A 14,307-nucleotide genomic window follows, 5' to 3' on the forward strand; every position below is an offset into this window, starting at 1 on the left:
GTCTCACTCCTTATTGTTCCAGTTGCTTTTCTTTTGAAAGCTCAAACGCACTATGTAATGCATTTACAGCCTCCACTAAATCAGTTTCTTTTACAAGAACCCAAATTGTTGTATGACTATCTGCCGATTGTAGGATTTGAATACCTTTTTCCGCTAGAGCTGTAACGATTTTCGCAGTAACCCCTGGGTATCCTGCCATTCCAGCTCCAACGATAGATACTTTCGCACAATGTTCTGTCACAATTGGCTCATATCCAAGGTTCTTTAATAATTTAACTGCATGACTTGATACATTATCACTCACCGTATATGCTACGCCAGTAGGTGAAATATTAATTAAATCGACGCTTATTCCTTCGTTCGCCATCTCTTTAAACACATGTTGTTGCAAATCATATGCCGTTTCTTTTGCAAGCACCTTAATTTGCGTTACGTTTGATACGTGGGCAATACCTGTAACAGGACGTTCTTCTACATCACGACCTCTCGTAGCACCGTCATATGCTGAAATAAGTGTACCTTCACTATCAGAATACGTAGAACGTACACGAAGTGGCACTTTTGCATGCATCGCAATTTCAACTGCACGTGGATGAACGACTTTCGCACCTTGATAAGCCATGTTACAAATCTCGTTGTACGTTACAGTTTGAAGATGACGTGCATCTTTTACAATACGAGGATCCGCAGTCATAACACCTTCTACATCAGTGAATATATCGATGTATTCAGCATGAAGTGCAACACCTAATGCTGAAGCTGAAGTATCACTACCTCCGCGCCCAAGTGTTGTCGTATCACCTTTTTTCGTTTGCCCTTGGAATCCTGTAACGACGATTACATCTACATTTTCCAACTCTTCATGTATACGATCGCAATTCATTTCAATAATCTTTGCATTCGTAAAATCATCATTCGTTACAAAACCAGCTTGTGCACCATTTAATGCTGCTGCTTTTATACCGTTCTCATTCAACATATTAGAGAAAACAATTGCAGAGATTAACTCTCCGCACGATAATAATAAATCTTGCTCCCGTTTAGAAATAGTAGATTCCTCTTGATTTACAAGACTTAATAACGTATCCGTTGCATATGGTTCACCTTTACGGCCCATAGCAGATACGACAGTAACTACTTTATAACCAGCAGCTAATGATTTTTTTATATGATGAAGCGCATGCTTACGTCCATTGTCATCACGTACTGATGTGCCACCAAATTTTTGAACAATTATTTTCATATTTTGCACCTTCTCTTAGCCGTTTACACTAATTGTAATTTTACTAAGCGCTCTGCAATTTGAACAGAATTCCATGCAGCGCCTTTTAATAAGTTATCAGATACGACCCAAAGATGGAATCCTTTATCGTTATTTAAATCTTTACGGATTCTTCCAACGAATACTTCGTTTTTACCTACTGCAGTAGCTGGCATTGGATATAACTGCTCTTCTGGATTATCTTGCAGAACAATACCTTCCGCATTTGCAAGTAAGCTCTTTAATTCTGCTACTGTTACGCCTTCTTTTTCTACTTCGATGTAAACAGACTCAGAGTGTCCTGATACAACTGGTAAACGTACACATGTTGCCGCTACTTCTAATTCAGGCATATGCATAATTTTTTTCGTTTCGTTAATCATTTTCATTTCTTCAAATGTAAATCCATTATCTTGGAATTTATCAATTTGTGGAATCGCATTAAAAGCAATTGGGAAATGCTTCTTATCACCTGATACAGGAAGAACATTTGCCTTAACTTCTTCGCCATTTAAGATTGCTTGTGATTGTTCATGCAGTTCTTCAATAGCTGCCGCACCAGCACCTGATACAGCTTGATATGTGGAAACGATTACTCGTTTTAAACCATATTGCTGACGAACTGGCTCAAGAGCTACTACCATTTGAATTGTAGAACAGTTTGGATTTGCAATAATACCATTATGTTCTTTTAAGTCATTTTCATTTACTTCAGGTACAACAAGTGGCACGTTTTCTGTCATACGGAATGCACTTGTATTATCAACAACAATCGCACCGCGTTTTGCTGCTTCTGGGGCTAATTGTTTCGATACAGATCCACCAGCACTAAATAGTGCGATATCTACTCCTTCAAAGCTTTCAGGAGTTGCCTCTTGAACCGTAAATTCTTCGCCTTTAAATACAAGTTTCTTACCTGCAGATCGTTTAGATGAAAGTAACGTTAATTTCCCGATTGGAAATTCTCGTTTCTCTAAAGTATTTAACATTTGTTCACCAACTGCGCCGGTTGCTCCAACTACAGCGACATGAAAAGTTTTTTGCTTTTCCATCACTATGCCCCTTTCTAGATACCAATCCTTCTATAACTTAGAATCAGAAGGAGTATACAATACCCCTTCTAATCTTAATAACGTTAATTTTATCATATTCTACAGTAAGAATGATGGTTTCATCAAAAATTGTCCGTTTTTTTTCGTTTTTTAATTCATATATCTGAATTTTTCTACGACCACAGGTTGCAATTGCTTCCCTTGCAGCGCTTCTAATACTGTATCTTCCAGCAGCTCCATGCGAGCTACCATTGAGTTCGGTTTTTTCTCTGGTGCATCTTGGCCGAATGGGACGAAGTAGATGTTTTTCGTTGCCATTAGGCGCATGAGATTTACCCCATTTAATCCTAAAGCATCATTCGTCGAAACTGCCAATACGACAGGCTTGCCATTTCTTAGCGTCGCTTTTGCTGCCATTAGTACTGGAGAGTCTGTCATTGCATTTGCAAATTTACTCATAGAATTTCCTGTTAAAGGAGCGATTACCATGCAGTCTAATGGAATTTTAGGTCCAAGTGGCTCTGCTCCAACAATTGAATTAATTGCTTTAAAACCTGTTATTTCTTCAATCTTCTTAATCCACTCTGCTCCTTCTCCAAATCTAGTATTTGTTGATTGAACAGTGTATGAAACAACAGGACGTACTTCTGCTCCTTCAGCAATTAATTTTTCTAAATGAGGCATTACTTCTTCGTACGTACAATGTGAACCTGTAAATCCGAAACCAATTCGTTTCCCCTTCAAACTCATTTCTTTTCCTCCTCCTTTGCGATTGCATCTGCTGCTAATAACTGAGAAAGAACATTTGCTAAAATTTGCCCAGCCGTTTTTGGGGCAACAATACCTGGTAATCCAGGTGCTAGCAATGCTTTGACTCCTCTTTTTTCCGCATATCTAAAGTCGGTACCGCCTGGTTTAGAAGCTAAATCAATCACTAGCGTATGAGCTGGCATTTTTGCAATAACATTCGCTGTTACAACGAGGTGCGGAATCGTATTAATTACAATATCGACATTTCCTACTTCTTTCTCTATGTCTTGCATATGAAAAGGAGAAAACATCATTTCTGTAATACGTGCAATATGTTCAGATCGTCTTGCGCCAACTTTGACATGGGCTCCTAATGATTGAAATGCTCTCGCAACACTCATTCCTGTTCTACCAAATCCTAGAACCATTACATTGGACCCATGAATTGTATAGTCGGTATGTTGAATTACCATCATTAATGTACCTTCTACCGTTGGAATAGAATTGTATATTGCTACATCATCACGATCAAATAATTTAACAAGTTTTCGGTTCGTAGTAGATACGAGATTTTCCAAGTAAGGTGTACCAATACCTGAATATATAGTAAAGTGTTCTGGTGTATTTTCAATTTGTTCTTTCGTTATTGAAACTTTTTCATTTGAAAAAATAGTATCTACTTCTCCTTTGGCATTTGTACCTGCAACCGGCAAAATAATTGCGTCTACAGAAGTGAAATCTAAATTTTGTATACTTTCTTTTGCTGCCCCTGTGAAACCATGATCTAACTGATCAAAACCTATCAAAGAAAGTTTCGCATCCAATTCAACTAGCTTACGAATTACTTCTAGCTGCCTTGCATCTCCTCCTATGACAGCAATATGCATCTCAGTCAACATTCCCTAATTCACCTTCTTTTTCTGTCATTTATAAGAAAAGTGCCTACTTTTTCTTTTTCCTCCACATCATATGTAATGTACGAGTTTATGGTGATTGAAAATCCAAATGCACATATGATTTATCAGGTTTCTATGTAGATACAAAAAAAGATGACCAAAATGGCCATCCTTCACTCCGAATTTGAATGATCTATACTATCACAAAGAAGCATATCATGTCCGACTTTCTTTATTTGACTCCATGCCACCCTTACTTCTTGTGGTTCCTTTTTAAAGCCTCCCCACTTCCCTACAGGTATTATAAGTGTTTGTATTTGCCCGTCTTTCTCATTAATCTCTAAATCCATATAACCTAAGACTCCCATTTTTTCCGCTTTTTCTATATCTACAACCTCTTTACCACTTAATTCACTTAATCGCATACACACTCCACTCCCCCTACTGAATTTTTCATTTGCATTGTCTATAATTAGTACCTATTCTATATGTATAAAAAAAATAACCTTCTCTCTTTTAAAAAGAGAGAAGGTTATTTTCAGGTACATTGTAAAAGTTGATTATAGTTTTATTCCTCTTGGAAGTTTTCCGTCTGGACTAATAAGTGCCGCAGAGAACTCGTCAGTAAACATATTGCGAATTAATCCGTCCACATTTTCTTTTGTTACAGTGTTTACACTTTCAATAATCTCATCAAGTGAACGATGTTTACGAAGAAGCAATTCATTTTTACCGTTACGGCTCATACGGCTATTCGTACTTTCTAAACTTAACATTAAGTTTCCTTTTAGTTGCTCTTTACTATTAATAAGCTCTTTTTCTGTAATACCTGTATTTTTCAATGTTTCTAATGTTTCTTGCATTGTTTCATACAGTGTATCTAATTGTTGGCTACCTGTTCCACCATACAGTGTTAACATACCTGTATCTTCATAAGAAGAATGGTAAGAAAATACTGAGTACGCTAACCCACGTTGCTCACGTACTTCTTGGAATAAACGGCTACTCATACTACCGCCTAACACGTTATTTAATACGATTAAGTTATAAATATCTTCGTGTCCCATTTGTAAGCCTTTATATCCTAAACATAAATGAGCTTGTTCTGTTTCCTTTTTACGTGCTACCTTATTAAAATGGAAAATTGGGCTATGTACTTGTTCACGGTTTGTTGTTCCTTCATAACTACCGAAATATTGCTCTACCGTTTGTAAGAAGGCTTCATCAATATTTCCTGCAACTGAAACAACTACATTTTCAGGTGTGTAATGATCCTTAATATATTGGCGTAGTGTATCACCTGTAAACGTATTAAGCGTTTCTTCTGTTCCTAAAATAGGATATCCAAGCGGATGCGTTTCATATGTTGCTTTCGTTAACATATCATGCACAATATCATCTGGAGCATCTTCGTACATTTTAATTTCTTCACATACAACATTCTTTTCTTTTTTCAGTTCTTCTTCATCAAATGTTGAATTAAAGAACATGTCTGCTAATACATCTAAAGCATATTTAGCATGCTCATCTAGCACTTTTGCATAGTAACAAGTGTATTCTTTTGAAGTAAAAGCATTCACTTGCCCACCAATGCTATCAAATGATTCTGCAATTTCGCGTGCACTACGTGTTTCCGTCCCTTTAAAGAACATATGCTCTAAAAAGTGAGAAATCCCGTTATTTTTTTCATTTTCATTTCTTGATCCTGCATGGATCCAAATACCAATCGCAACCGATCTTACAGTTGGTATATTCTCCATAACTATTCTTACACCATTTTTACAAGTATATTTTTTAATCAAAAACTTTCCTCCTACTGCCAGTTTCTCTAAATAAGTGCTATTATTTAATGATAACAAGTTTAAGGATGAATGTCATGCAAATGTATTTAATCCACACGTTTTTCATCCAGTAATTCTGTTATATTCCCTACTTTATATCCTTGTTCCTTTAATTTTGTAATCATTGTATCTAATGCTTCTGTTGTTGACGAAGTAGGATGCATTAATACGATAGCACCAGGATGTATTTTTCTCATTACTCTCTGCAATAGTACATCTGGCTCAGGGCGCTTCCAATCGATTGTATCAACAGTCCACATGATCGTTCCCATTTGGAAATCATCTGCAATTTTCACGACTTCATCTCGAAAACTTCCACTCGGCGGTGCAAACCATCTCACCTTTTGATTCGTAGCTGCTTCAATCATTCGATTTGTTCTTTGTAACTGATCTCGTATTTCATCAGACGATAGCATTTTCATATTAGGGTGTGTGTACGAGTGATTTCCAACTTCTTGTTTTGCATCGACAATCATTTTTGCAAACCGCAAATTTTCTTTCACCCAACGTCCTTCTAAAAAGAAAGTGGCCTTCACATCATGCTTTTTCAATATCTCTAATATGCGAGGCAAATACTCATTTCCCCATGCCACATTTATTGTTAATCCTACCATCTTTTTATTTGGATGCCCTCTATAAATTGGAGCTGGTGATAAATCTTCTAAATGAACACTTGGTGAGACTTCTTTGAATTCAAGATATTTTTGATCAAATTTCTTTAGCTTCTTCATATTATTATACGATGCTTCCATATCCACTTGTCTTCCATTATATCCAGGTGTTGCTTTCCATATTTTATCAATCATCGCATTTTGAGGTGCAATCTCATACTGTTTTGCGTGCTTTTGAATTTCTTCGTGCAAGTTATCTTGTGCAAAAACAGAATAAGAGCCTAAACTGACATATAAAGAAAATATACATATGTATGCCAATATACGAACTTTCATATAAACCCTCCCAAATTAACTATATAAAAACATTTTCTTCTTATCTTTGTTAATTTGAGCGTTATAATGAAAACTATACCTATACCGACATAAAAATATATTGAACAACATGTTTTTTACATAACAAAAAAAGCCAGTTAAACTGGCTTTTACTTATTGCTGCTCTTGTTTGTTTTCTTCTTTAGCAGCTTCTTTTTCTTGCTCTTCTTTTAGCAATACTTTTCTAGATAGATTTACGCGACCTTGCTTGTCAATCTCGATAACTTTAACTGTAATTACATCACCGATTTTCACAACGTCTTCTACTTTACCTACACGCTCAAGTGCAAGTTCAGAAATGTGAACTAATCCATCTTTACCGCTGAATAATTCAACGAAAGCACCGAATTTCTCAACACGTTTCACTTTTCCTTCGTAGATTTCACCTACTTGTACTTCGCGAACGATATCTTCGATAATTTTCTTAGCTTTGTCGTTCATTTCTTGGTTTATTGAAGAAATGAATACTGTGCCATCTTGCTCGATGTCAATTTTAACGCCAGTTTCTTCAATAATTTTATTGATTTGTTTACCGCTCGGTCCGATAACGTCACGGATTTTATCTGGATTAATTGTCATTGTAATAATCTTTGGAGCGTACGCTGATAATTCAGTGCGTGGCTCTGGAATAACAGATAACATATGATTTAGAATGTGCACACGACCAACTTTCGCTTGTTGTAATGCCTCTTCTAAAATTTCACGAGATAGACCATCGATTTTAATGTCCATTTGTAGTGCAGTTACACCTTGTGCTGTACCTGCTACTTTAAAGTCCATATCACCTAAATGATCTTCCATACCTTGAATATCAGATAAAATTGTGTAATGCTCACCAGTTTTAACTAGACCCATTGCAATACCTGCAACTGGAGCTTTAAGTGGAACACCAGCATCCATCATTGCTAAAGTACTACCACAAATACTTGCTTGTGAAGTAGAACCATTTGATTCTAAAACTTCAGATACAAGACGTACTGTGTATGGGAAATCTTTTTCAGATGGAATTACAGGCTCAAGTGCGCGTTCTCCTAGTGCACCGTGACCGATTTCACGACGACCTGGTCCACGCATTGGTCTTGTTTCACCAACACTAAATGATGGGAAATTGTAATGGTGCATAAAGCGTTTTGATTCTTCTACACCAAGACCATCTAAAATTTGCACATCGCCTAATGCACCTAATGTACAAATACTTAATGCTTGTGTTTGTCCACGAGTGAACAAACCAGAACCGTGTGTACGAGATAAAATGCCAACCTCTGATGCTAATGGACGGATTTCGTCACCTTTACGGCCATCTGGGCGGATTTTTTCAACTGTAATAAGACGACGTACTTCTTCTTTTACAATTTTATATAAAATCTCATTTACTTGTCCTAATGTATCAGCGTCAGCTTCCTGCGCTTCGTAATGCTCAATAACACGCTTTTTCACTTCGTTAATTGCATCTTCACGTGCATGTTTCTCATGTACTTGAATTGCTGAATGCATATCTTCTTCAGCCATTTCACGTACAGCTTGGTTAAGATCAGCGTCAACTTCATAAAGTTTCACTTCTGATTTCTCTTTACCTACAGCTTGTACAATCTCTTCTTGGAATGCAATTAGACGTTTAATTTCGTCATGACCAAACATAATTGCTTCTAACATTGTTTCCTCAGGCACTTGATCTGCTCCTGCTTCAACCATGTTAATTGCATCTTTCGTACCAGCTACAACAAGGTGAATATCACTTTGTTCTTGCTGTTCTACTGTTGGGTTGATAACGAATTCGCCGTTAATACGACCAACTGTTGCACCCGCGATTGGACCTTCAAATGGAATATCTGAAATCGATAACGCTAATGAAGAACCAAGCATAGCTGCCATTTCAGAAGAACAATCTTGATCAACACTCATTACGATGCTGACAACTTGTACTTCGTTACGGAAACCATCTGCGAAAAGTGGACGGATTGGACGGTCGATTAAACGACTTGCCAAAATTGCTTTTTCACTTGGACGACCTTCACGTTTAATGAAACCGCCAGGAATTTTTCCGACTGCATATAAACGCTCTTCATAGTTTACTGTAAGTGGGAAGAAATCTACATTTTTTGCTTCTTTTGATGCAGTTGCTGTAGATAGAACCGCTGTATCGCCATATCTTACTAATACTGCTCCGTTCGCTTGTTTTGCAAGCTGACCAGTTTCAACTGTTAGCTGGCGACCAGCTAAATCTATCGAGAAGACTTGCTTTTCTTGACTCATTTAAGTACCCCTCTCAATTTAAAGTATTCAATTCTTCTATGTAAATGGATAGTATATCACAATATTCTACCTCTAGTATTGCCTAAAATTAAGTAAGCTATAAAGCGTAGAAGATATATTTTTACCTAACAAAAAAGCGGGAATATTCCCGCTTCTTTGACTATCGACGTAAGCCAAGCTTTGTGATTAATTCACGGTAACGTGTGATATCGCTATTACGAAGGTAAGTTAGTAAGTTACGACGTTTACCAACCATCTTTAATAGACCACGACGTGAATGATGATCTTTCTTGTGAGTACGTAAGTGCTCGTTTAGAGTGTTAATTTGCTCCGTTAGGACAGCAATTTGAACCTCTGGAGAACCAGTATCAGTCTCATGAGTTCTAAATTGTGCAATGATTTCATTTTTACGTTCTTGTGTTAAAGCCATCCTATTTCACCTCCTATTAATTAAACCCCCAATTACCTAGCAAGCGTCGGTGAGTCGCAATGCCAAGCAATGGTTGTCATAAAGTACATAACATAGAATACTACTTTTCATTTGAAAAAGCAAGTATATTCTTTTCGCTCATAAAATATTCTTGTGCTGTCTTCTTATCTTTTGCGATTTGTTCAACTAACTCATCAATACCGTTGAATTTCTTTTCTGCTCTTATACGCATATGCCACTCTACTGTAACATTTTGATCGTATATATCTTTGTTAAATTCAAATAAGTGCACTTCAATTGATAATTGACGCTCATCTTCTTTAAAAGTCGGTTTATATCCAATATTACATACACCATCGTACCATTCATCGTGAACTTTTAATCTCACTGCATAAACACCTACAGGTGGCAATAAATACTCATCACTTAAACCTACATTAGCTGTTGGGAAACCAATTTGACGCCCACGTTTGTCGCCGTGTATAACTGTTCCCGCTACAGTATAGGCTCTACCTAAAATAGATGGAATTTGCTCCATTTCGCCATTTCGAATTAACTTTCGTAATGCTGTAGAACTTACTTTCTCTTCTTGAAATTCAACTTTTTCAATCACAGTCTGTGTAAACTCCCCTCTTGCATGAAATGGTAAAGTCTCCATCGTTCCTTTTCCTAAACGTCCATATGAATAATCAAACCCTGCTACTACATGCTTTACATTTAAACCAATAATATAATCATCTACAAATTGTTGCGGTAATAACCCTGCAAATGATTCATCAAATTTAATCACATATAATATATCGATTCCTAAGCTTTCGACTATTTTTTCTTTATCGCGCATTGGTGTAATATACTCCACATGCGCATCCTTTTTCCCTAAAACAACAGATGGATGAGGATGAAATGTCATAACTGCACTTTTATATCCTCGTTCGTCCGCTATTTTTTTCGCAGTTCGAATTACACATTGATGTCCTAAATGAATGCCATCAAAAAATCCTAATGCCATTACAGTAGGTGGTAATTCTAATTTATTTTGTTCATGTGGATGAGTTAAATGAATAAGTTTCACGCTTGAATTCACCTTTTTCTGTAATAATCCTTCCAATAATTCATTATAGCTTTAGTTCTTGATTATTCACAAGTACTTTCATCGGCTTTAACATGCCAGGATGTTTCGGATGATGTTCATAAATTGCTAAGCAACGATCATTTTTATCAAACACTGTAATAAATGGTGCTGTTATTTCTAATTCATTCTTTAAGAACATACCATTCTTTATTTTCTCTGCTTGCTTTTCATCTACAACCATTTTTGGAAACTTGCTTAATGCTTCATCAATTGAAATGAAGATAGACTCTACTGTTCCATTTTGCACATTTTCTTCAATTTCTTCAAATGATATGCAATCTTCTAATAAAAATTCACCAGATGCCGTTCTTACAAGGTGAGACATATGTGATGGGAAACCAAGTTTCTCCCCTATCATTACAGCTAACGTTCTTACATATGTTCCTTTACTACACGTTACACGGAAACGGAATGAAATATTTTCTCCTTCAAAAACTTCACGATCATCAAGTAATACGAATTCATGAATTGTAATTGTACGAACTGGACGTTCTACCTCTTGTCCTGCTCTTGCATATTCGTATAATTTTTTCCCGTTTACTTTTACAGCCGAGAACATTGGTGGCATTTGTTCAATCGTGCCTGTTAATTCCGCAAGGACTTTCTCTACTTCCTTACGAGTAATAGTACGATCTACATTTTTCGTTTCAACAACCTCACCAGAAGCATCTTCGGTTGTCGTTGAAAACCCTAATGTTACTTCACCTTCATATGTTTTCGTTTCACTTGTTAAAAATTGTGCAATTTTCGTTGCTCTTCCAACGCAAATTGGTAATACTCCTGTTACATCAGGGTCTAATGTTCCCGTATGACCAATTCTCTTTTCTCGCAATATCTTTCTTAATTTAAATACACAATCATGTGATGTCATGCCTTTTGGCTTATGTAATAATACTACACCTTCCATATATGTTCACCTCATCATAATTCTCTCGTAGTAAATATCCAAAACTTATTTTGCATTGAAAAAATGGATAGACAAATGTCTATCCATTATTCTTCACGTTTACCGTCTTTATTAATTTCATGTAAAAGTGTATCAATTCGATGACCATATCCGATAGACTCATCAAACTCAAAGGTAATTTCTGGTGTTTTACGAAGACGAATACGTTGGCCAATTTCTGAACGAATAAAGCCTTTTGCCTTCGCTAAACCTTTTAAAGTATTTTCTTTCTGTTCTTCATCACCTAAAACAGAAATATATACTTTAGCAATTTGTAAATCACCACTCACTTGTACATCAGTTACTGTAACAAATCCAATACGTGGGTCTTTAATTTTACGACTGATAATGTCGCCTAATTCTTTTTTCATTTGCTCGCCCACACGGTTCGCACGTAATTTCATAACTCTTCACCTCATTCAATACCATTCCAAATGTGTTATTGTACGTTCAATTTCAGGAAATGAATCGATGTACTCAAGTACACGATTCATTTCTTTCTCACAGATAACACGATTTGAGGATACGGAAACAATTGCAATTTCTGTACGTTGCCATACATCTTGGTGCCCAACTTCAGAAACAGCTACATTATAGCGCTGTTTTACACGAGTTAACACACGTTGTAAAATTGCACGTTTCTCTTTTAAAGAATGCACATCGTAAATCATACACTCGAATGAGAGTGAAGCGATAATCATCGCTTCACTTCTTCCATAATGTACGCTTCAATGATGTCCCCTTCTTTAAGATCATTATATCTCTCAATTGTAATACCACACTCATAGTTTTGTGCAACTTCTTTTACGTCGTCTTTGAAACGTTTTAACGTATCAAGTTGTCCTTCGAAAATTACTACGCCGTCACGGATAATACGTACGCCACTATCACGCGTAATTTTACCGTCTGTTACGTAACAACCTGCGATTGTTCCAACTTTTGTTACTTTAAACGTTTGACGAACTTCTGCTTGACCGATTACTTTTTCTTCGAATTCTGGATCAAGCATACCTTGCATAGCTGCTTCAATCTCTTCGATTACTTTATAAATAATACGGTGTAAACGAATATCAACGTTCTCTAATTCAGCTGTACGCTTCGCGTTCACATCTGGACGTACGTTAAATCCAATTACAATTGCATTAGATGCAGAAGCTAAAATGATATCAGATTCTGTAATCGCACCTACACCAGTGTGAATGATTTTAACTTTTACGCCTTCAACATCAATTTTACGAAGTGATGCTGCCATCGCTTCAACAGAACCTTGTACGTCTGCTTTTACGATTAAGTTAATTTCTTTTACATCGCCCTCTTGGATTTGTTGGAATAAATCTTCAAGGCTTAATTTAGATTTCTCACCACGTTGTGCAACTAACGCTTCTTGTGCACGTGATTCACCAATTTGACGAGCTTTCTTCTCATCAGCAAATGCCATGAAACGATCTCCAGCCTGTGGTACTTCGTTTAAACCAGTAATTTCAACAGGAGTTGATGGACCAGCAACTTTTACACGACGACCAATATCACTTACCATTGCACGAACACGTCCGAATGAAGTTCCAACAACGATTGGATCTCCAACTCGAAGCGTACCATTTTGAACAAGTAATGTCGCGATAGTTCCTTTACCTTTATCAAGCTGTGCTTCGATTACTGTACCAGTTGCATAGCGGTTTGGATTTGCTTTATATTCTTCTACTTCACTTACAAGAAGGATCATTTCTAGTAAGTTGTCAATGCCTTCGCCTTGAATTGCAGAAATTGGTACGAAAATAGTATCTCCGCCCCAAGCTTCTGGAACTAATTCATATTCAGTTAGTTCTTGCATTACGCGATCAGGGTTTGCAGCTGGTTTATCCATTTTATTCACAGCAACAATAATTGGTACTCCTGCTGCCTTCGCATGGTTAATTGCTTCAACCGTTTGTGGCATAACACCGTCATCCGCTGCAACAACAAGGATTGTAATATCCGTTACTTGTGCCCCACGAGCACGCATCGTTGTAAATGCTGCGTGACCAGGTGTATCTAAGAATGTAATCTTCTTATCGTTTACTTCAACTTGATATGCACCGATATGCTGAGTAATTCCACCCGCTTCGCCTGCAGTTACTTTTGAGTTACGAATAGAATCCAGTAATGTTGTTTTACCATGGTCAACGTGTCCCATGATTGTAACTACAGCTGGACGTTCTTTTAAGTTCTCTTCATCATCTTGCTCATCAATGAATGTTTCAAACTCAGTCTCGCTTACAATTACTTCTTCTTCTACTTCAATACCGTAGTCGTTAGCAATTAACTCAATTGTATCTTTATCCAAGTCTTGGTTAATTGTTGCCATAATTCCAAGCATGAAGAGCTTCTTAATAATTTCAGATGGCTCTTTGCTTAATTTTTTAGCAAGATCTCCTACTGTAAGGCTTCCAGAGAAAGTAATTTTATCTGGTGTTTCTACAATTTGAGTTTGTTGTCTACCAGCAAAGTTCTCTTGACGTTTGTCTTCGTTTCCTTTGCCTTTTTTCTTTTTCTTATTGCTGTTCTTTTTACTGCGAACAACTTTTTCTTCTACTTCAAACTCATCTGCAACAGAAGGTTTTTCAGTTTGATATTCATTATCTAATTTATTTACTACTTCATCGTCTAACATTGTCATATGATTCGAAACCTCGATATTCATTTCTTTTAGTTTTGTCATAAGATCTTTACTTGAGATATTATGTTTTTTTGCATATTCATGCACTCGAATTTTACTCATAC

The 14,307-nt window shown here is 36.7% G+C and carries 14 protein-coding genes; all 14 read right to left on the minus strand.

From position 1 onward, the window contains the following. Positions 1-10 precede the first annotated feature (10 nt). Positions 11-1,243, minus strand: a complete 1,233-nt coding sequence (dapG, locus tag BAQ53_RS17795; protein ID WP_000692450.1) for an aspartate kinase — start codon at positions 1,241-1,243, stop codon at positions 11-13. A 23-nt stretch (positions 1,244-1,266) separates the two neighbouring features. After that, on the minus strand, positions 1,267-2,313 hold the full coding sequence (asd, locus tag BAQ53_RS17800) for an aspartate-semialdehyde dehydrogenase (protein WP_000414846.1): 1,047 nt from the start codon (positions 2,311-2,313) through the stop codon (positions 1,267-1,269). 150 nt (positions 2,314-2,463) lie between these two features. Then, positions 2,464-3,063 carry a dipicolinate synthase subunit B gene (dpaB, locus tag BAQ53_RS17805; RefSeq protein WP_000053596.1) on the minus strand — a complete coding sequence of 200 codons (600 nt, stop codon included), beginning with the start codon at positions 3,061-3,063 and terminating at the stop codon, positions 2,464-2,466. Continuing rightward, entirely contained in the window at positions 3,060-3,962 is a 903-nt protein-coding gene (gene dpaA / locus BAQ53_RS17810; protein WP_000954738.1) for a dipicolinic acid synthetase subunit A, read from the minus strand. The genes dpaB and dpaA overlap by 4 nt, the downstream gene beginning before the upstream one ends. A gap of 170 nt (positions 3,963-4,132) precedes the next feature. Further along, on the minus strand, positions 4,133-4,384 hold the full coding sequence (locus BAQ53_RS17815) for a YlmC/YmxH family sporulation protein (RefSeq protein WP_001239758.1): 252 nt from the start codon (positions 4,382-4,384) through the stop codon (positions 4,133-4,135). 135 nt (positions 4,385-4,519) lie between these two features. Continuing rightward, positions 4,520-5,761 (minus strand): M16 family metallopeptidase, encoded by a 1,242-nt coding sequence (locus tag BAQ53_RS17820; protein ID WP_000593000.1) that lies wholly within the window; start codon positions 5,759-5,761, stop codon positions 4,520-4,522. 86 nt (positions 5,762-5,847) lie between these two features. Further along, complete coding sequence (locus BAQ53_RS17825) at positions 5,848-6,747, minus strand: polysaccharide deacetylase family protein (protein WP_046946446.1); 900 nt, start codon at positions 6,745-6,747, stop codon at positions 5,848-5,850. Positions 6,748-6,900: 153 nt separating this feature from the next. Further along, positions 6,901-9,039, minus strand: coding sequence for a polyribonucleotide nucleotidyltransferase (pnp, locus tag BAQ53_RS17830; RefSeq protein WP_000076737.1), 2,139 nt, complete (start codon positions 9,037-9,039; stop codon positions 6,901-6,903). Between the two features lie 160 nt (positions 9,040-9,199). Further along, positions 9,200-9,469, minus strand: coding sequence for a 30S ribosomal protein S15 (gene rpsO, locus BAQ53_RS17835; RefSeq protein WP_001229392.1), 270 nt, complete (start codon positions 9,467-9,469; stop codon positions 9,200-9,202). A 100-nt stretch (positions 9,470-9,569) separates the two neighbouring features. Then, complete coding sequence (ribF, locus tag BAQ53_RS17840; protein ID WP_208906142.1) at positions 9,570-10,541, minus strand: bifunctional riboflavin kinase/FAD synthetase; 972 nt, start codon at positions 10,539-10,541, stop codon at positions 9,570-9,572. A gap of 43 nt (positions 10,542-10,584) precedes the next feature. Beyond that, positions 10,585-11,508: a tRNA pseudouridine(55) synthase TruB gene (gene truB / locus BAQ53_RS17845; protein ID WP_000399349.1), complete on the minus strand. Its 924-nt coding sequence runs from the start codon at positions 11,506-11,508 to the stop codon at positions 10,585-10,587. 86 nt (positions 11,509-11,594) lie between these two features. Then, entirely contained in the window at positions 11,595-11,951 is a 357-nt protein-coding gene (gene rbfA, locus BAQ53_RS17850; protein WP_000776437.1) for a 30S ribosome-binding factor RbfA, read from the minus strand. 15 nt (positions 11,952-11,966) lie between these two features. Then, positions 11,967-12,248 (minus strand): DUF503 domain-containing protein, encoded by a 282-nt coding sequence (locus BAQ53_RS17855; protein WP_000582363.1) that lies wholly within the window; start codon positions 12,246-12,248, stop codon positions 11,967-11,969. Beyond that, positions 12,245-14,305 (minus strand): translation initiation factor IF-2, encoded by a 2,061-nt coding sequence (gene infB, locus BAQ53_RS17860; RefSeq protein ID WP_000036343.1) that lies wholly within the window; start codon positions 14,303-14,305, stop codon positions 12,245-12,247. Before infB ends, BAQ53_RS17855 begins: the two co-directional genes overlap by 4 nt. Positions 14,306-14,307 lie beyond the last annotated feature (2 nt).

The sequence above is a fragment of the Bacillus sp. B25(2016b) genome (assembly GCF_001679765.1).
GTDB classification, from domain to species: Bacteria; Bacillota; Bacilli; order Bacillales; family Bacillaceae_G; genus Bacillus_A; species Bacillus_A thuringiensis_K.

Coding starts and splice junctions, on each gene's coding strand:
- rbfA (WP_000776437.1), bottom strand. CDS start 11,951: ATGAAATTACGTGCGAACCGTGTGGGCGAGCAAATGAAAAAAGAATTA.
- BAQ53_RS17855 (WP_000582363.1), bottom strand. CDS start 12,248: ATGATTATCGCTTCACTCTCATTCGAGTGTATGATTTACGATGTGCAT.
- infB (WP_000036343.1), bottom strand. CDS start 14,305: ATGAGTAAAATTCGAGTGCATGAATATGCAAAAAAACATAATATCTCA.
- truB (WP_000399349.1), bottom strand. CDS start 11,508: ATGGAAGGTGTAGTATTATTACATAAGCCAAAAGGCATGACATCACAT.
- dpaA (WP_000954738.1), bottom strand. CDS start 3,962: ATGTTGACTGAGATGCATATTGCTGTCATAGGAGGAGATGCAAGGCAG.
- pnp (WP_000076737.1), bottom strand. CDS start 9,039: ATGAGTCAAGAAAAGCAAGTCTTCTCGATAGATTTAGCTGGTCGCCAG.
- rpsO (WP_001229392.1), bottom strand. CDS start 9,469: ATGGCTTTAACACAAGAACGTAAAAATGAAATCATTGCACAATTTAGA.
- BAQ53_RS17815 (WP_001239758.1), bottom strand. CDS start 4,384: ATGCGATTAAGTGAATTAAGTGGTAAAGAGGTTGTAGATATAGAAAAA.
- dapG (WP_000692450.1), bottom strand. CDS start 1,243: ATGAAAATAATTGTTCAAAAATTTGGTGGCACATCAGTACGTGATGAC.
- dpaB (WP_000053596.1), bottom strand. CDS start 3,063: ATGAGTTTGAAGGGGAAACGAATTGGTTTCGGATTTACAGGTTCACAT.
- asd (WP_000414846.1), bottom strand. CDS start 2,313: ATGGAAAAGCAAAAAACTTTTCATGTCGCTGTAGTTGGAGCAACCGGC.
- BAQ53_RS17825 (WP_046946446.1), bottom strand. CDS start 6,747: ATGAAAGTTCGTATATTGGCATACATATGTATATTTTCTTTATATGTC.